The sequence below is a fragment of the Streptosporangium nanhuense genome, assembly GCF_059358815.1.
In genome coordinates, this window is record NZ_JCADBG010000017.1 from 106,501 (window position 1) to 124,909 (window position 18,409).

Annotated in this window: 12 protein-coding genes; 3 read left to right on the forward strand and 9 right to left on the reverse strand. The window is 76.0% G+C overall.

Annotated elements, in window-relative coordinates; translation table 11 throughout:
* Positions 1-21: 21 nt before the first annotated feature.
* From AC5L38_RS29440 to AC5L38_RS29450, 3 genes are read left to right on the forward strand one after another with little or no spacing between them, the layout of a single operon-like run.
* Entirely contained in the window at positions 22-1,038 is a 1,017-nt protein-coding gene (locus AC5L38_RS29440) for a protein kinase family protein (protein WP_495246080.1), read from the forward strand.
* 4 nt (positions 1,039-1,042) lie between these two features.
* The gene (locus tag AC5L38_RS29445) at positions 1,043-3,037 is read left to right on the forward strand and encodes a TRAFAC clade GTPase domain-containing protein (protein ID WP_495246081.1); all 1,995 of its coding nucleotides are present in this window, start codon (positions 1,043-1,045) and stop codon (positions 3,035-3,037) included.
* 1 nt (position 3,038) lies between these two features.
* On the forward strand, positions 3,039-5,264 hold the full coding sequence (locus tag AC5L38_RS29450; RefSeq protein WP_495246082.1) for a hypothetical protein: 2,226 nt from the start codon (positions 3,039-3,041) through the stop codon (positions 5,262-5,264).
* Positions 5,265-5,335: 71 nt separating this feature from the next.
* Here the strand turns inward: AC5L38_RS29450 and AC5L38_RS29455 are convergent, their stop codons facing one another.
* The 9 genes from AC5L38_RS29455 to AC5L38_RS29495 are packed head-to-tail and all read right to left on the reverse strand — an operon-like array spanning position 5,336 to position 18,232.
* Entirely contained in the window at positions 5,336-6,004 is a 669-nt protein-coding gene (locus AC5L38_RS29455) for an RES family NAD+ phosphorylase (RefSeq protein WP_495246083.1), read from the reverse strand.
* A 1-nt stretch (position 6,005) separates the two neighbouring features.
* On the reverse strand, positions 6,006-6,683 hold the full coding sequence (locus tag AC5L38_RS29460) for a hypothetical protein (RefSeq protein ID WP_495246084.1): 678 nt from the start codon (positions 6,681-6,683) through the stop codon (positions 6,006-6,008).
* 9 nt (positions 6,684-6,692) lie between these two features.
* A complete protein-coding gene (locus AC5L38_RS29465) occupies positions 6,693-10,583 on the reverse strand; it encodes a CHAT domain-containing protein (RefSeq protein WP_495246085.1) in 3,891 nt (1,296 codons plus the stop codon).
* A complete protein-coding gene (locus AC5L38_RS29470; protein WP_495246086.1) occupies positions 10,580-11,500 on the reverse strand; it encodes a PP2C family protein-serine/threonine phosphatase in 921 nt (306 codons plus the stop codon). Before AC5L38_RS29470 ends, AC5L38_RS29465 begins: the two co-directional genes overlap by 4 nt.
* Positions 11,493-12,101 (reverse strand): FHA domain-containing protein, encoded by a 609-nt coding sequence (locus AC5L38_RS29475; protein WP_495246087.1) that lies wholly within the window; start codon positions 12,099-12,101, stop codon positions 11,493-11,495. The genes AC5L38_RS29470 and AC5L38_RS29475 overlap by 8 nt, the downstream gene beginning before the upstream one ends.
* Complete coding sequence (locus tag AC5L38_RS29480; RefSeq protein ID WP_495246088.1) at positions 12,089-12,730, reverse strand: 4Fe-4S single cluster domain-containing protein; 642 nt, start codon at positions 12,728-12,730, stop codon at positions 12,089-12,091. The genes AC5L38_RS29475 and AC5L38_RS29480 overlap by 13 nt, the downstream gene beginning before the upstream one ends.
* Complete coding sequence (locus AC5L38_RS29485) at positions 12,727-14,592, reverse strand: AAA family ATPase (RefSeq protein ID WP_495246089.1); 1,866 nt, start codon at positions 14,590-14,592, stop codon at positions 12,727-12,729. Before AC5L38_RS29485 ends, AC5L38_RS29480 begins: the two co-directional genes overlap by 4 nt.
* On the reverse strand, positions 14,592-15,920 hold the full coding sequence (locus AC5L38_RS29490) for a hypothetical protein (protein WP_495246090.1): 1,329 nt from the start codon (positions 15,918-15,920) through the stop codon (positions 14,592-14,594). Before AC5L38_RS29490 ends, AC5L38_RS29485 begins: the two co-directional genes overlap by 1 nt.
* Entirely contained in the window at positions 15,917-18,232 is a 2,316-nt protein-coding gene (locus AC5L38_RS29495; protein ID WP_495246091.1) for a protein kinase domain-containing protein, read from the reverse strand. The genes AC5L38_RS29490 and AC5L38_RS29495 overlap by 4 nt, the downstream gene beginning before the upstream one ends.
* Between the last annotated feature and the right edge of the window lie 177 nt (positions 18,233-18,409).

Here is an 18,409-nt window from a genome sequence, read left to right on the forward strand (position 1 = left end):
GATCGAGGAAGGATCCTCCCGATGACCGCTGACCCGCCCGAGCGGCGGCTGACCTACCGCGACGTCCAGGGGCGGCGGATCGAGTCGCGGGCGGTGCCCCTGGCCGCGCCCGCGCCGCTGCCGGGCGTGCCGCTGCTCGCGACCCCGCTGCGGGAGGAGACCGAGGGCGGCACCCGCGAGGTCCTGCGGATCACGGTCTCCGGCGACGACCGCGCGACCGGCTACGAGTGCCTGGACAACGAGATCCTCGCCGGGCTCAGGCTGGCCGGGTTCGCCGGCCGGGCGCCGTACCCACCGGAGCTGAGCCGCCTGATCGGCTACGAGGCCGACTCCGCCGAGCCGTTCGCGCTGCTGCACGCCTACCGGGGGGAGCCGGCCCGCGCGCACGCGGGCCGGCTCCTCAACGAGGAGCGGCGGGACTTCCAGACCGGCCTGCTCACCGGGCTGAGCTGGCTGGCCGCCGCCGGGATCGCGCACCGGGGCCTCGACCCCGACCGGGTCCGCTGGGACGGCGTCGCCGCGCAGATCACCGGCTTCGGCCTCGCCACCCTCGTCGGCACCCCGCGCTCCGCGGTCGGCGCGTTCCCCTGGGCGGCGCCCGAGCAGCGTGCCGGCCGGGTGTCGGGACCGGTCACCGAGCGGGACGACATCTGGGCGGCGGGACGGGTGATCTACTACGTGCTCACCGAGGAGGAGCTGACCGACCGCGCCCAGCTGAGCGGCACACCCGAGCTGGAGGAGACGCTGAGCGGCGTCTTCGCACCCCCGGAGGAACGCCCCCTCGCGCGGGAGATCCTGCTGGAGCGGCTGAGGGCGCCCGATCCCGTGCCGCGCGGAGCCGGGGGCGACCCGCTCCTGGCCCGGGGCAGGGCCGACTTCTTCACCCACCGCGAGCGCAAGTCCTCCCAGGTGCGGCGCGAGGACCCTCCGGGGCCGCCCGCCGAGCGCCCCGCCCCCTCAGGCCGCAGGGCCAGGCGCGGGCTGGGCCGTTTCCTGGGACTGCTCGCCCTGCTCCTCGCGTTCCGGGAAAGGGGGTGAGCCGGTGAGCGCGCGGACCGCCGTCGACCAGCTGGTCTTCCACCGCTCGGGATCGGCCTTCACCCTGGCGGGCACCTCGTTCTTCGGCCGGGCGTCCACCCGCCTGTGGCAGCGCAGGCTCGAACCGTGGCTGGGTTCCCCGGACTCGCCTCCCGCCGGTTCCCCGCGCGACGGGCGCCCGTCCAGGAGCCTGTTCTACGCGGTCTTCGCCGACCAGGCCGCGCTGGTCAGGCGCCTGCCGGGCGCCGCCGACGGGCGCGACGCGGCGCACGTGCTCGTCGGGCCCGCCAGGACCCTGACGGCCGGTCTCGCGCTGCGGCTGCACCGGGCGAGCTGGGTGCCGGCACGCGGGCCGTTGCCCGCCCCGATGCCGAGACTCATGGCCGCCGACCTCGCCGCGTCGCAGCTGGAGGAGGAGGCGCTCCACCGGCTCGCCCGCTCCGGCCGCTCCTGCGAGCGGCTCGTGTCGCTGCTGACCCGGTTCCTGTCGGGAGCCTCGGAGGCGGTCGTCCCCCCGGTGGGCGCCGACGCCCACGAGGACACGCCCTACGGCGTGCTGTGGGGCCTTCGCGAGATCCTCGGCCTGCTCACCACGGGCGTGGCCGGCGCGGAACGGTGGTCGCTCTCCTTCACGACGTACGAGCCCCGGGGGAGCGGGACGACCCCCAGGCCCCCGGGGCCCGGGGTCTTCGCCCGCTTCGAGGAGGGCGCGGCCGAACCCCCGCCCGACCCGCTCCACCGGCGGATGGCCATCGGGCTCGTCACCGCGTACGCCGACTCCGGCCCCCGCGGGCTGCGCGAGACGCTCGGGCAGCACGCGGTGCTGTCCGCCACCGACCTCGGCGGCCGTCTGAAGCGGCTGGCCAACCTCTGGCCGGCGCCCCCGCCGCCCCCCGCTTCCGACCACGGAGAGACGTACGTGAGCGAGACGAACGAGGCCCCCGGGGCGGCGCGGGAGGAGACACGCGGCCGGGAGGTGACGTGCCCGATCTGCCTGTCCAGGCTCGACTGGCACAAGCTGCCGCTCTTCCGCTGGGACGCCGGGCGTTCGGCGTACGTGCCCCTGGAGGTGCCCGCCGCCGCCAGCCCCGAGCAGCGCACCCGCGCCATGATCAACGCGCGTGTCGAGTGTCCCAACCCCACCGAGGAGACCGACCGCCACTTCCTGCCGGCCGCGTACGGGCGCCACGGCACCCCCGTGGTGCTGGGGTTCGTCGGGACCAGCCAGGCGGGCAAGACCCACCTGCTGACCGCCATGGTGGGGGCGATCAAGGATCTGGGCGCGTTCGGCGTGACGACCGTCCCCGTCGACCTGGCGATCCACGGCGACTACACGGCGAGCAACGTCGAGCCTTTCCTGACGCGCTCGGCCGTGCTGCCCCCGACGCGCGAGCGCGTCGTCAACTTCGTCGACGCCTTCCTGATCGGCGAGAAGGGCCGCGAACCGCAGCCGGTGGCGCTGTTCGACGTCGCGGGCGGCGAGCTCACCAGCATCGACGAGGCCAAGCGCTTCCTGGACCTCGCCGACGGCCTGATCTTCGTGGCCGACCCCGACCTGTTCGCCGACGAGGCGACCCGCCGCGTGGGCGACCCGACGTTCAACACCGTTCTCGACCTGCTCTCGGTGTCCGGCCGTCTCCCGCGGGTGAGCGCGGCCGTGGTGCTGAACAAGGCGGACCTGGTGCGGTTCGACGACCCCGTGGCCCTGTGGCTGCGGCGCGACGTCACCGGGCTCGACGCGGACGCCTCGCTGGAGGAGAGCGCCGACGTCTACGCGTACCTGCACGCCAGGGGGGCGCAGGCCTGGACCAGGCCCTACCGGGAGTGCCCGCGCGCCACGTTGCACGTCGTCTCGGCCACCGGCCCCGGCGGCAGGTCCGGGGCCGACGGAGTCTACCCGCGCGGCGTGTCGCCGCGCCGGGTGCTCGGGCCGCTGGCCGCGCTCCTGGCCATGACCGGGGTGCTGAGCGGCGACGAGGCGCAGAGGGTGGGGGTGTGACGTGGACGGTCACGACCGGGTCCAGCAGATCGAGTTCCGCTGGACCCCGAAGGGGCCCTGGGGGCACGCCGACTTCGCGCCGATCGCCTCGTCGGACGGCGAGGGGCTGGTGCGCCGCTGGTCCTCCCTGCTGCTCCCGCTGGCCCGCCTGCCCGAGGCGCCCCGCACGGACATGAGCGGGGCGCCCGCCACGAGCGTCGTCTACAAGGTCTTCGACGACGGCCTCGCCGCGCTGCTGTGGCGGTCCTGGATGCCGGACGCGACCCCCATCCACAACGGCACCGCCGAGCGGCACGCCCTGGTGACCCGCGCCCTCATCGGGCCGGAGAGCATGCTGCCCCCCGCCACCGCGCTGACGATCTGTTACCGGGACGTCACGCCCGCCGAGCTGGGGGCGGTGTGGCCGGGAGACCGGCTGCCGTCCTTCGCCCCCGGCGAGCTCCCCGACGGCAGGTCCGGAGCCGGGGCCCAGCTGGAGGAGCTGAGCCGGAACGAACCCGGCCTCGTCCCGCTGGTGGCCGCGCTGCTCCGCGACCCGTCCAGCCCGATGACGGTGATCCTGCCGCGGGAGGAGACCGGCGGGCGCCGCCTGATGCGCCCGCAGGCGACCCTCCTGTGGGGCCTGCTGCACACCGCCGGACCGCTGCTGGAGGGGCGGCGCGAGTGGCGGTGGTCCTTCTCCACCTACGAGCCGCGAAGCCACGGCACGGAGACGGGGACGCTGCCGCACGTCGTGTTCGGCTCTCCCGGGCAGACGGCGACCGCCCCTCCCACCGTCATGCGCTCGGAGAACGTCGTCCGCCCCCGCGACCTCGACGATCCCGGATCTCCCGGATCTCCCGGGTCTCCCGGGTCTCCCGGGTCTCCCGGGTCTCCCGGGGCTTCCGGCGCGGCCGGCGACGGGGTCGAGGGCCTCGCCGAGCGGCTGGTGGCCGCCTACCGCGAGCTCGGCGGCGCCGAGCTGGGACGCAGGCTGGAGGGCGCGCGCGCCGGCCGCGACCGCCTCGACGACCGGATCGGCGCGCTGGCGGACCACCTGCCGGAGTTCTTCCCCCGCCCGGGCGGGCACGCGGCCGACCGTATGCGTACGGGTGAGTGGGCCGGCGAGTGGGCGGCGGGGCCCGTGGACGAGGACGCCGACGGGTGGACGAGCGGGCGGGCGGGTGAGCGCGTGGCCGGGTGGGCCGGTGCCCATGGCGCGGACACCGGCGGTGACGGGCGCGCCGGACACGGCGCGGGCATCCGCGACGAGGGGTTCGACGGGCGCGATGACGGGTTCGGCGGGTACGGCGCGGGCGTCCGTGACGACGGGTTCGGTGGGCGCGGTGCGGATGTTCGTGATGACGGGTTCGGCGGGCGCGGTGCGGACGTCCACGACGACGGGTTCGGTGGGCGTGGTGCGGATGTTCGTGATGACGGGTTCGACGGGTGCGGTGCGGAGGATGACGACGATGAGGGGACGCGCCGGACGCGCTCCATGAGCCGCCCCGGCTTCCCCGGCTTCCCCGGCCGCCCCGGCTCCCCGGTGGCGGCGGGACGCGCGGGTGCGGCGCCGCCGCTGCCGGGTGGCGCGGCGCGCCGGGGCGACCCGCGCCCGCGGCACCTGCCCGCCCTGTTCGACCAGGCGGCGAACGCGCGCGGGGCCGAGGAGTTCCGCCGGGTGATGGAGCTGATCGAGACGATCGCGGCGCGCGGGCCCGAGCCGACCGCGCGGGACACCGCCGCCGCCCGCGGGGTGCTGCGGCGCCACCGCTGGTTCGTCCCGCAGCTCACCAGGTACGACCCCGCGACGGTGGTGCCGCGCCTGACCACCCTGCTGGGCCTGGTCGTCATGCACGACCGCGCCGACCCCCGGCTCCAGCGGCTGGTCTTCAGGTGGGCGGGCGACCCGAGGGTCCCGAGCGCCGTGGTCATCGCCCTGATCGCCGTCTCCGACGCGACCGGCGACCACGCGATGCGCGCCCATCTGGAGCGGGGCATCGTCCGCCGCTGGTGCCTGGACCACGGCGTCTACACCGTGGCCGACGACCTGCGGGAGGCGCTCGAGCCGCCGCCCGCCCGGGGGGCGGGCGGGTGGCTCGCGTGGCTGCGGCGCCGCCGGCCCGCGTGGCTCCGGTCCGAGGCCTTCCGGCGGTTCGTCGTCTCCGACCTGGCCTCGCTGCTCCTGGCCGGCGTCGTCGTCTGCGTCGTGATCCTCGTGGTCGTGCTCCTGACGGGCCTCCTCTGACCCCGGAGACCTCCGGGGTCTCCGGGATCTCCGGGGTCTCTGTCCGGGAAGGGGAGGGCGGGCGCGGGACGTCAGCTCTTGCGTCCCGCGTCCCACGGTGGCGTGACGTAGGCGCGGTAGGGCCGCAGCACCACGTTGAGCCACGCCAGCCCCTCCGGGCCGTCGAGGTCGACGTGGAGCGGGGCCGGGGACAGGGGCAGGGAGCCGCACCGGTCGCGGAACAGCACGATGCTCCGGTGCGGCAGGTCGCGGCGGGAGATCCAGTCGAGGCCCGCGGCCGTCGGGTCCACCCGGCGCAGCCAGTGGGCCCAGCGCCGCGTCGCCTCGTACTCCGTCGGCTGCGCCTGGATCAGCCACTCGTCCTGGGCGGCGGCGGCCAGCGCGGGCGTGCTGGACAGCGATATCAGGGGCAGCTCCCGGCTGGTCTCCACCAGCGACAGGCGCCGCTCGCGCACCGTCTCGTACGGCAGCAGCCTCAGCCCGTCGTCGTCGAAGGCGACGGAGCGCAGCAGGCACTCGGCCAGGGCCGTGCTCTGCCCGTAGGCCAGGTAGCAGTGGTCGTAGCGGTCGTCGGCGGTGCCGTCGAAGCGCCCGCCGCGCAGGCCGGGCCTGGGACGCAGGCGGGTGAACTCGTCGCACGCGCGGGCCCGGTCGTGCACCCGCCACAGCAGCGTCCCCCTGGGCAGGAGCGTCCGGTGCGGGGCTCCCACGTGGTCGGCCGGAGGTTCCCGGTAGGGCACGTCAGTACTCCTCTCGCAGTGCCCGGGCCGCCTCGACGACGAGACGGTCGTTCTCCCCCGCCGCCCCGCCGGTGCCGACCAGCCGGGCCGGTACGTCGCCGAGCAGGGCGTTCCCCCGGAGCCACCAGTCGGCCGCGCCCCACGGGTCCGTCTCGGCGCCGAGGACGCCGTTGACGGTGAGGACGACGGGGCGGGGGACGTGTCCGGCGCCGAACTGGAAGCCCGGAAGCGACACCGTGCCGTCGGCGCGGCGCAACCGCAGCAGGCCGGGAAGGTCCGGGTCGACCCCCGCCGCGCGCAGCTCCTCCGGGGGCAGGGAGGGCGCGGCCAGCAGCCTCTCCCGTACCCCCCGGATCTCGTCGTCGAGGTCGAGTTCGGCGAGGTCGGGGAGCATCTCCCTGAGCCGCTCCAGCGTGGCCGACAGCTCCCGGGTCGCGGGTCCCGCGCGGTAGTCGTCGAACTCGGCGGCGATGGCCCTGCGCAGCGGGTGGCCCACCGGCAGCGAGGTCCGCACCAGCTCCAGCAGCGTCGGCCAGACCCGGCCCGCGGACTCGTCCGGCTCCGCGGCGATCCGGTGCAGCAGCGCCCGGACGCGCGCCCAGACCGCCTCGTCCAGCCTCTCGCGCAGCTCGTCGAGGCGGCCGACCAGCAGGGTGACGAGATCGTCGTCGTCGGGCATCCCGCTCTCCTATCTTCCGTGGTGGGTGAAGGCCGCCCACACGACGGGACTCGCCGTGTCGAGGTCGTCGAGCCGGTCGGCGATCTCCGCGGGCATGCCCTCCAGCCTCGGCGGGGGAGAGGCCAGCATCCACAGCTGGGCCGCGCGCAGGGCGCCCGCGGTGTCACGCGGGTCCCGGGCCAGGAAGTGGTGGAAGGCGAACATCAGCGCGGGGGTCCGCGGGTCGTCGGGCAGCAGCCAGCGCGAGCCGACCACGCCCGCCGCGCCCGCGGCCAGGAACGCGGTCGCCAGCGTGAGGGTCTCGTCGTGGTCGCGGTCGGACAGGTCGCTCGTGCAGCTGGAGAGCACCACCAGCCCGCCGGGGGAGTCGGGCGGGCGCCGCCCCAGGATCTCCCCGACCGTCAGCCGCTCCCCGCCCGCCAGGACGAGGTGGGACGACGACGGGGGATCGGCGGAGACCGCGTGGCAGGCCAGGTGCGCCATGGAGGACGCCAGCCCCGCGAGCACCTCGGCCGGGGTGCCGGGCCCCTCGGCCCCGTCGAACCGGCCGTAGGAGACGGCCTGCTCGTAGAAGGCGTCGCGCAGGGCCAGCGCCTCCTCGCCGGACCAGCGCAGGTCGGCCGTGGGGTCGCCGACCAGGAGCGGCGACCGTCCGAGCGGGAGCCGCTCGCGGGCCGCGGCACGGGCGAACTGCCGCCCGGAGGCGGCGTAGGAGAAGCAGGCCCGCGACAGCGCGGGGCTCCCGTCGTCCGCGACGGCCGCGTGCCAGGGCACGATGCCCAGCATCCCGGTCGGGACGAGCACCACGCGACCGGGCGGCACCTTCTCCAGCAGGCCCGCCATCGCCGCCGTCCACGCCCACTCGCACAGTCGCCGCAGCTCCCCGTGCCAGCGCCGCCTGGCGGCCTTACCCTCCTCGCCGCCCTTGTCGTCGACGGCGCGGAACGCGGTGTGGGCGGCCGCGTAGTCGGCGACCGGTCCCTGCGCGCGCAACTCCGGCAGCTCGACCGGGACGAGCTCCCCGTCGGAGCCGAGGATCAGGGCGTACCCGGGCAGCAGGTAGACCAGCGAGCCCACGCCCAGCCCGCCCATCGCCGCGGCCAGCTCCTTCGGCTCGGGCGCCGAACGCAGCTCGGTGTACGCGCCCGTGTCGCGCAGCACCGCGAGCACCGCCTGCCGCAACTCGTCCGGCGGGTCCGACGACACCACCGCCCGCATGAGCTCCTCGGCCGTCCGCCCGTCCGGGGTCCCCTCGCCGGGGACGCCCTCACCCGTCGCGGGCCCGCGCGGGCCCTCCCACCTTCCCGGCGGGCGGGCGGCCGCCCAGGCGGCGGCCAGGTCGGCGTGACCGCGTCCGGCGAGGAGGTCGTGGAGGCCGGTGCCGCCGGCGGTGGCGTGCAGCACCAGGCCGCGCCCCAGCTCCAGGGCCTCGACGGCGGTGGCGGGAAGGCCGCCGGCCAGGGCCCAGCCCGCGACGCGGTGCGCCGCGTCCGCCGCGCCGCGCGCCACGGTCAGGCCGTGGGAGGGCTCCGCCTGCAGCAGCACGTCGTCGGCGCGGGCGCGCAGCCCGGCCAGGCCGGTCGCGATCGCCTCGCCGTCCCGGCCGGCCGCGCGGTAGGCGCCCGAGAGCTCCTCCAGCACCGGTGCCAGCGCGGTGCTCGTCCGCCCGGCCTCCAGCTCCCGGCGGGCGCGCTCCAGGTGCGCGATCGCCTCGCCGAGGTCGTTCGCGGCGCCGAGCCGCTCGTGGCGCAGCCGGTACGCGATCCCCATGGCCCACTCCAGCCGGGGAGCCAGCCCGGCGGGCACGTCGGGGAGGCCCTCGGCCCTGCCGAGCAGCTCCATGCCCCGGTCGAACCCGCGGTCGTCGCCGGAGAGCCCCCGGATCAGCCAGGCCATCCCTCCCCTGGCGAGGAGGGCGGGGCGGTCGGCCGGGTCGGTGGTGGCCGTCTCGGCCGCTTCGATCATCAGCGCGACCCCGGCCTCGATCTCGGCCCCGTCGTTCCGGGCCGCGCCCCGGAACGTCCGGGCGGCGCCGAGCATGCCCGTCACCCGCCCGCGCCAGGGGTGGCCCTCATGTACGGCCGAGAGCGTCTCGCCCATCAGGTCGACGGCCCGGTCGAGCTCGTCCGGGTCGCGGACGTGCATGGCCCGGACCGCGCCGGTCAGCCCGATGACGATCCGCAGCGCCAGCAGGTCCCGGTCCCGGCCGACGGGGCCGGACACCGTTCCCGGCGCGTGATCCCGGCCGGAGGCGTCCTGTCCGGCGACGTCCTGCAGGGCGATCACCCGGTGGGCGTGGGTGAGGAAGAAGCGGGCGGCGTCGGCGTCCTCGAGGCGCCCGAGGAAGGTGTGGCGGTCGCTGAGCGCGGCGCCGAGGACGCCGACGATCAGCGGTGCGAAGGAGTCGTCGGCCGGGATCAGGGCCGCGGCCCCCTTCAGGGTCTCGACGGCCTCCTGGAAACCGGCCCGGCCGCCGTCCTGTTCGGCGCGCAGGAGCTCGGCCATGCCGAGCAGGAAGAGGTCCTTCGCACGGTCGGCGGGGTCGGCGGCGTCCCGCCTCCCGGCCTCGATCCGCCGGGCGACCTCGATCACCTTCTCCACCCCGCCGTGCGTCGGCCGGAAGGCCGTACGGCTCAGCAGTGCCCCGCCGACCTGCCTGAGCGTCTCGTCGTGGAACGGGTGGCCGGGACGCATCGTCTCCAGCGCCCGCTCCAGGTACTCGGGGGCGGCGTCCAGGTCGGCGTCCGACCCCGTCCGCTCGGCCCGCATGGCGTGCGCGAGCCCCAGCTCCCGCAGCAGGATCGGCAGCAGGACGTCGTCCTCGTCCCCCCGCTCGACGGCCGAGCTCAGGGTCTCGATGACCACGTCGATCTTCTCCGGCTCCGGGTCCAGGCGCAGGTCGGCCGCGCCGAGCAGGGCGGTGAGCGCCGCGGCCCGCGGGTCGGTGGCCGGCGGGCGCATCAGTGCCGAGGCGCGGGAGACCGCGGCGAGCATCTCGCCGAAGTCGACCCGCCCCGAGCTCAGCCCGCCCAGCCCCCGGATGAGGGCGGCGAGGGTCAGCAGCCCATTGGCGTGGGCCCTGAGCTCGGCGGGCGCGCCCTCGTCGGCCGCGAGCGGGGACAGGTGTTCCACCGCGGCCGTCACGTCCCGCGCCGAGTCGAGACCCGGCGTTCCCGCCCCCATGAGCGCGCCTATGACGGCGCCGAGGTCGGGAGGTCCTCCGCCGCGCATCTGCGCGGGCACGATCCGGAACAGGCGCAGGAGACCGGCCAGGAACCGGGCCGCCCGGGTGTCGCCGGGCCCCAGCGGCATCAGATCCCCGAGACGCCGGACGCCCCCGGCGTCCCGGGGACCGCCCCGCGTTCCGGGAGCGTGCGAGCTCTGCTCGGGGGTGTGGGAGTTCTGCGAGCCGCGCGGGCTTTCGGGGGTGTGGGAGTCCCGCGAGGTGCGCGGGCTCCCGGAACCGCGAGGCTTCCCGGGGGTGCGCGGCCCTTCGGGGGCGTCCGGCGTCCCGTGGGCGCGCGGGCCGCCGAGGCCGGGATCGGCCGGGGGACCGGGCACGTTCCCCGGGGCCTCGTCGAGCGTCCCGTCGAGAACCGCTTCGAGCACGGCGATCGCGCCGTCACGGTCGGCGGCGGGACCGTCGAAGGCCAGATGGCGTAAGGCCAGCATGCCGCCGTGCAGGAAGGCGGGCCGCGCGGCCCGCGGGCCGAGCAGCTCCGACGCCGAGGCCAGCACGTCCACCGCCTCGTCCAGAAGGCCCGGGTCGCCGCCCCGCACGCGCGTCGCGAGGGCGTCGCCCAGCTCGTACAGCAGTCTCCCGCGCGTGGCGGGGCTCGCGTCCGGGGGCAGCGCCGCCAGCCGGGCGCGCAGTTTCGCGACGGTCTCCTCCACGCTCACGTCCGCCTCCTCGCGGTCGTCGTCCCGGCCGCGGCCGTGTCTCCGGCGTCCACCGGCGCGTCCTGTACCGGGTCGTGTGCCGGGTCGTGTGCGGGTTCGTGCGGGGTGTCCCGCGCGTCCTGGCCGGACGGGAGGCCGGAGCCGTCCCGGGGAGTCTCCTCCTCGCGGCGTACCAGCACGATCGAGATGTTGTCGCGCCCGGAGGCGTTCATCGCCAGGGCCCAGAGCGTCTTCACGGCGTGCGTGTCGTCGCGGGCCCCGGCCAGCGCCTCCTCCATCGCGCCGACGGGCACCAGGTCGCTCAGGCCGTCGCTGCAGACCAGCCAGCGTCCGGTACGGATGTCGTGGCCGCCGTGCACGTCCAGGTCGCCGTCCCCGCCGCCTATCACCTGGGTGACCAGGTGCGTGGGCGGCGCCTGGGCGCCCGGCTCGGCCGCCAGCGGGGAGTCGTCGACCGACAGCTGTCCCAGGTAGCGGTCGTCGAGCCGGTAGACCCGCGAGTCGCCGACGTTGAACCACAGGGTGCCGTCCGGCGTGAACAGCAGACCGGCGAGGGTGGTGCCCATCCCGGACAGCTCCGGGTCGCGCAGCCCCCGGGCCGTCACCTCCCGGTCGATCCGCCTGACCAGCCCGGCCAGCGCCTCCAGGTCCTCCAGCGCCTCCGGGTCCTCCGCGGGCCCGGACCAGCGGGCGAGCGCCCGTACGGCGTGGCCCGCGGCGACCTCGCCCGCCGCGTGCCCGCCGAGCCCGTCGGCGACGGCCACCACCAGGGGCGCGCTCAGCGAGACGGCACAGGTCAGCGGCTCCGTCATGGAGATCTCCACGGCGACGAGCCCGGCCACCGCCAGCGCGTCCTCGTTGCGGTCGCGGACCGCGCCGCGGTGGGTCATCGCGGTCGCGACCAGCCGGTCACCCATCGGACCGCTCCGTCAGTCTCACCGTCGCCACCACGTCGGCGGCCAGGCGCAGGACGTCACCGTCGTGCAGGAAGGTGCGGACGCCGGGCCCGGCGGGCACGTCGTTGACGTAGGTGCCGTTGACGGAGCCCTCGTCGAGGACCCACGCGGCCCCGTTCGGCTCGACGCCCAGGACGGCGTGCCGCCGGGAGACGTTTCCGGCCGCGCCGAACACCGCGGCGTGCGGCCCGTCCGGCGCGCGGCCGAGCACCGCGGACCCGCCGGGCCGTACGAGCACCCGGCCGCCGGGGAACACCAGCAGCAGGGTCCGCGGCACGTCCCTGCGGGTTCCGGACGCCTCGTCCGCCGGTGCGGCGGGCCGGGGCCGGTCGAACGGGACCAGGCACCCCACGCACACCAGGTTGTCCGGATCGGGGATCTCGGCCCCACAGCGCGGGCAGGCCGCGTCGGCCGCCTCGGCAGGCGCCGAAGGCGACGGCGAGGGCGACGGCAGCGGCCCGCTCCCGGTCGCCCCGCTCAGCTGGGAGCCGCCGCAGGCCGGGCAGAGCAGGACGCCGTCCGGCACGGCCTCCCCGCAGTAGAAACAGCTCAGATCCGCCATGAGGCCTCCTCGATCTCCACTCCCGACGCGCGCACCAGCTCGGCCGCCCGGTCGAGGTCGTCGCGCAGGGGTACGCCGATGAGGTGGACGTTGCGTCCCTCGACGCTGACCTGCATGCGAGGGGCACCCTCCGGCTCGCGCCCGTAGCGGGCCCGCCCGAGCGGGGTGACGGGGTTGATCACCTGGTTGGCGGACCCGCGCAGCCAGCCGCCGTCGGGCTTCCCGCGCACGTAGGGCCCGCTGATCACGGCGTCGCAGAGGTCGACGACCCGCGACAGGCGGGGCCGGGCGCGCAGCCGCGCGAACGTGTAGCCGGAGTAGGCCAATACGTCGACCTCCCGCCCGCCGCGCCAGCGGTGGATCTCGCCCAGCAGCGCCAGCACCGCCTCCGGCTGCTGGAACGGCTCACCCCCGGAGATCGTGATCCCGTCCAGCGGGCCGCGCAGCGACGACAGCCAGCCCATCACCGTCTCCACGGCGACGGCCCTGTCCGGATCGGGGTCCCAGGTGTCGCGGGAGGCGCAGCCGGGGCAGGCGATGGTGCACCCCTGTACCCAGATCCCCGCGCGCACGCCGGGCCCCAGGGCCGTGACCGGGTAGTGGCAGCGGTTCAGCAGCAGGCTCGTCACAGCAGCTCCAGGGTGACCGTGGGGCCGTCGCGGCGCGTCGCCGCGACCGTCACCGCCTCCGTGTGGCCCTCCGGCAGGTCGAACAGCGCCCTGGCCAGCGGGTTGACGAAGAACGACTCCAGCGCGGTGCCGATCCCGCGCCCGCCCTTCTCCAGGTCGGCGGTGCACCACCCGCGCAGCGTCTCCCTGGCCTCCTCCTTCAGCCGCACCTCGATGCCGTGCTGCTCGCTCACCGCCCGCAGGATGTTGGCGAGCTGCAGGTCGAAGATCCGTCCCGCCGCCCCGGGCCCGATGAAGTCGAAGACGACGACGTTGTCGCCGAAGCGGTTCAGCAGCTCCGGCCTGCCCAGGACCCGGTTGAAGTGGTCGCCGATGGCCGCCCTGACGACCTTCTCCATCTGCTCGTACGGCATGCCGGGCTCCACCAGGGCCCCCTCGGCGCCCACCACGCCGAGGTTGGAGGTGAAGATGAGCACGCACTCGGAGAAGTGCGTCGTGTTGCCCCGCCCGTCGGTGAGCCGCCCGTCCTCCAGGACCTGCAGGAACTTGTCCAGGATCCGCGGGTGCGCCTTCTCGATCTCGTCGAACAGGACGACCCGGAAGGGCTGCTGGCGCACCGCGTTGGTCAGCTCGCCGCCGGCCTCGTGCCCGACGTATCCGGGCGGCGCGCCGATCAGCCGGTCTCCCGCGTGCTCGGCGGAGAACTCGCTCATGTCGAAGCGCAGGTACGCCGACTCGTCGCCGAACACCAGGGCCGCCACCGCCTTGGCCAGCTCGGTCTTGCCGACCCCGGTCGGCCCGGCGAAGAACAGCACCCCGCGCGGCCGTGACGACGACTGCGCCGCCTGGGCGCCGGACAGGCCCAGCGCGGCCCGCTTGAGGATGTCGAGGGTCTTGGTGACCGGCGCGTCCTGGCCCACGATCCGGGTGGGCACGCTTCTCTGGCCCGCCTCGATCCGCCGCCGCAGGAAGCCGCGCCGCCACGGGCTGTCGAGCACGCCGAGCTTGTAGGTGCGTACCGCGTCGGGCAGCTGCTCGAAGGCCAGGCCGCGGTCGCGGGCCAGCCGGGTCACGTCGATCATCTGCTGCAGGGTCAGCCCCTCGGCCTGCTCGGCGAAGGCGTCGCACACCCCGCTCGCCGGGTCGCCCACGCTGAACGACCCGGCGAGCAGCCGGGCCGTCTCCTGCCGGTCGCCGAAGTCGGGGGCGGGCACCCCGATGGGCCGGACCCGCTCGTTTCCCGCGGTGAACCAGGACGGCAGGTCCTGCTCCCGGTCGACCAGCCAGACGACCGGGTTGTACAGCGGCCCGGGACGCCCGGAGCCGGGGACGAACAGTGGGGTCGCCGTCCGCGAGAGCTTCAGGCAGAACAGGAAGAAGTCGCGCTCGGCGGGATCGAGGTGCTCGGGGCTGAGCACCAGCCGGGAGGCGTAGTCGACCACCATCGCGGCCCGCACCGGCCCCTCGCCCTCGCCCTCCCCGGTGCCGCCTCCGTCCCGGCGCGACTGCTGCGGCTGCGGCCTGGCGAAGGCCGTCAGGTCCGTGCGGAGCCGTGCCAGCGACGGGGGCTGCCCGCCCGGCCTGCCGCCCAGCAGCCGCGACGCCGCGGCGGCGGCCTCCGGCGTCTGCGGGTGGACGCCGAGGCCGTCGACGAGGTCGAAGGTGAGCATGCACCGGTGGCCGTTCGGTTCGAGCACCCCCCACAGCAGGTCCCGCAGCGGTCTCAGCTGCGGTGGCCCGCCGGCCGGGCGGACCAGGAAGTGGTCGCGGAGGTTGCCGTACAGGACGTAGTGCGACTGGACGGCCAGGGTGGCGTCCAGCTCCTGCGCGAACGCGGGCCCTCCCGCGAGCGGCGTCGTCATCACGGGCGCTCCCTGCTCCTGGTCTTGCGCTCCTGCCCGGCCCGTTCCTGTGCGGGGCGGGCCTTTCCGGCGCCGGTCGTGGGCGCCGGCCTGCTCCCCGGCGGGACCAGGTGCCGCAGCGAGGTCGCCACCCCCTGGTCCGCCAGGCGCTCGCGGGCCTGGTCGAAGGCGTCGCACCACTCCTTCTCGTGCGCGGCGTCGGAGGCGTCCGAGGCATCGGAGGCGGGGACGGTCCTGACGACCATCGAGCGCACCTCGCCGCCCTCGCCCGTCACGAGCATCACCGCGTGCTCGTCCCACCCGTCCTTCGACAGCCGCAGCGGGCGCAGCGTCTCGAAGCCCTCGTCGACCCGGTATCCCAGCCCGCCCAGGGCGTCCAGGAGGCTCCGCCGGACATGGCGCTCGTCGGCGGCGGCCACGGCGGCCGAGCACTGCGCGCGCGCCTCGGCCCGCAGCCGGGCGTCCATGCGGCGCCGCCCGGCGACGACGTCGGCGAGCTGGGCGCGCAACGGCTGACCGGCCCCCTCGGGGGCGTCGGCCTGCAGGGCCTGGAGCAGCCTGGCCGCCTCCACGGCAGCCTCCCGCCCGGCCGTGGCCGCCGCGTTGGCCAGCTGCACGCGGTGCCGCACGTCCACGACGCGGGTGCGGGCCTCCACCGGCCCCGCCGCCGCGGCCACCGAGAGGGCGGCGGCGCGGACGGCCTCCCGGTCCTCGCGGGAGACGTGCGGGGAGAGCCGGGCGAGCACGCGGGTGAGCGTGCCCGCCAGCTCCTCGGCCGCCGCGGGCCCGCGCCACGCCTCGGGAACCGCCGGGTGGCGTGCCAGCGCCTCGGCCAGCTCCCGCGCGGAGCCGGGCGAGCCGCCGGGGAGCGCCGCGCCCAGGGCCGCGGCCAGGTCGCCGAAGACGGCCTCGGTCAGGACCCGCGCGGTGAGGGCCTCCAGCTCGCCGTCCACCCGCCGCATCAGCTCGTCGGCCTCGCCGCACCAGCGCAGCAGCTCCCCGGGATCGCGGCCCTCCGGTGCTACGGGCTCGGGCAGCAGCGCGGCGAGCCCGGCCGCCTCGCCCGCGGGTGCGCGGGCGCATGCTTCGGCGAGCACCGCCAGCCGGGCGTTCCTGTCGAGGACGCCCGAGGCCACGGCCGACCACGCGCAGGCCGACCTGTGGGCCTCCTCGGCCCTGGCGACCACGCCGTTCATGTGGTCGCCGAGCGCGGCCACCCCGTCCAGCGCCATGGTCGTGCCGGCGAGCGCCGTACGGGCGGCGAACCCGGCGGCCACGACCGCCGCCACCCCCGCGACCTCGGCGACGACGAAGACCTCACCGCTCATCTGTTCTCTCCCGTGGTCGTGCGTCGTGCGCGCTCCAGCTCGCCGCGCCAGGCGTGCACGCGCCGGTAGGTCCACACCGCGTAGGCGACCGCCACCCCCAGGGGCAGGATCATGAACTGCACCAGGGCGCCGGCGACGCCCACGACGAGGAACACCAAGAACCCGAAGGCGATCACTGCGACCAGGCATCCACCGCACCCGGTGGAGGCGAGGTCGCCGAGCCCCCTGAGCACCTCGGCCGGGCCCCTCGCGCCCGCCGCGACGCGGCCGAGCGGCCGCAGCAGCGAGTATCTGGGGTGGTACTGGCTCCCGATGCTCGTGGCCACGGCGGCCTCCCCGCCACCCACGCCCAGCCAGATCAGCAGCATCACCCCCAGCTGCCACTCGTGGCCGGGGCTCGTGACGGGGATCAGGAACAGCACCCAGGGCACCGAGAAGCAGAGCAGCGACATGCCGGCCCACCCCAGTGCCCGGGGCACCCCCGCCTCGCGCTCGGCCTCCATCTCCCGCCAGCGCCGCTCACCGGCCTGCCGGGCGGCCTCGTGCTGTTCCAGGCGGTGCCGCTCGCCCTCGGACGCCGCCCGCGCGACCCCGGAGGACAGGTACGCCGCGAGCAGCCACAGCACGTCTCCGGAGGCGGCCAGCTCCTCGAACCACGGCACGGGCACCGGCATGGCGGTTCTGGCCCGCCGCACCTCGCCACGCAGGACCTCCGAGGCCGCCTCCTCGTCGATCGCCAGCGCCAGCAGGGCACTGCGGACCGGGACCTCGTCGAACATCGCGCCGCCCGCCCGCCTGGTGCCCGCGCCGGCCGCGACCCGGTCGGCGAGCGGGCCGAAGCCGGACTCCAGCCGGCGCCACCGCTCGTCCACCTCGCGCAGGTCCTCGTGGCCCGTCAGCTTCGCCAGCACGGGCAGCAGGCGGTGTCCCCACAGGTCGCCCATCGCCGGTCCGCCCTCCCCGGGCCTGGCCAGGGCCGACAGGGCGAGTTCCAGCAGGCTCTCGCGGGTCACCGCCATGCCGCGGTAGATGGGCGGCAGGTCCGGGTCGAGCCAGTGGAGCAGGTGCAGGAGCTTGACGTCGGGCGGCAGGGGAGCGGTGAGGCGGTGGTCGAGGAGATCCTGGAGCCCCTCCACGTCGTCGTGCTCGGGGTCGTCGAACTGCCTGAGCCAGTCGCGCAGCGCCCGCCAGCCCTCGCTGGGCCGCTCGGGGGTGCCCATGCTCACCAGGTAGCGGCGGGCGGCCTCGTCCCAGTTCGTCGCCATGGCGCGGGCCAGCAGGCCGCGGGCGGTGTAACGCTCGCCGAGGAACGGCAGCGGCCGCACGGCCCCCTCGTCCCGGGGCACGACGTCCTCGGGGACCGGCGGCGACTCGCCCGCCAGCCACCGGGTGACCTGCTCGGCCCCCCACCGCGCCGCGGGGTCGCGCAGCAGGAGCCCGCGGCAGAGCAGCCGCAGCCGGGGGTCGGCGACGCCGCCGACGTCCATGGTGTTGCTCATCAGGTGGTACGAGACGGCCCTCTCGGTCATCCCCTGGAACGGAGACCTCCCGACGGCCATCTCCAGGGTGAGCATGCCGAGCGACCACCAGTCCCACGGGCGGGAGACCGCGCCGCTGAAGGACTCCGGGGGCGCGTAGGCCGTGGTCCTGGAGGAGGTGCCGAACACGAGGGAGGTCTCGATGCCGCGGCTCAGCCCGAAGTCGGCCAGGGCGAGGTCCAGCGGCCGGGAGGCGCGCACCAGGACGTTGGCGGGCTTGAGGTCGCGGTGGACGATGTCGTGCTCGTGCAGCGCGGCCAGCGCCTCGGCCAGCTGCCGGACGGCCTCGGCGACGAGGTCGGCGGGCCAGGGGGCCTTGTCGGCGAGCAGGTCGGCCATGGTGCCGCCGGGGACGAACTCCTGGAGCTCGAAGTCGCGGCCGCCGTCGTCGCCCGTCCTGAGGATGCGCACGATGTGGGTCGTGCGCATCTCCCGCACCCGGCTCCAGACCCGGCGGTCCGCGCGGAATCCCGGGCGGTAGAGCTTGACGACGAACTCCTCGCCGCGCGCGTCCGCGACGACCATCAGGTCGGCCTCCGCGCCCGCGGTCTCGACGTGCCGTACGAAGGAGTATTCGGCCGCGAGCGACTCGGGGAGGCCCCACGCGGCGACCGCGGGGCGCGGCCCGTCGCGCCGCGTCTCCGCGGCGCCGGGAGGCGGGTCCCTGCGTGTCGCCGGAACGGCGCCGATGGGCGGGTCCCTGCGCGTCGCCGGGACGTCGCCGAAGGACGGATCCACGCGCGTCGCCGGAACGTCCTCGGGGGGAATGGTCATGGTGGACTCCTCGCTCCACGGGGCCCCCGACCCGTTCACCGTCGGTCCGACACTATACGCGGATCCGATTTTTCGCGACGTTTTATGTATAGCCAGCATCTATAGCTGAGTTAAGAAAACTTCCGCTCGCACATGAAAGACGCCCCGGGCACGTCAGGAGATGACGTGCCCGGGGCG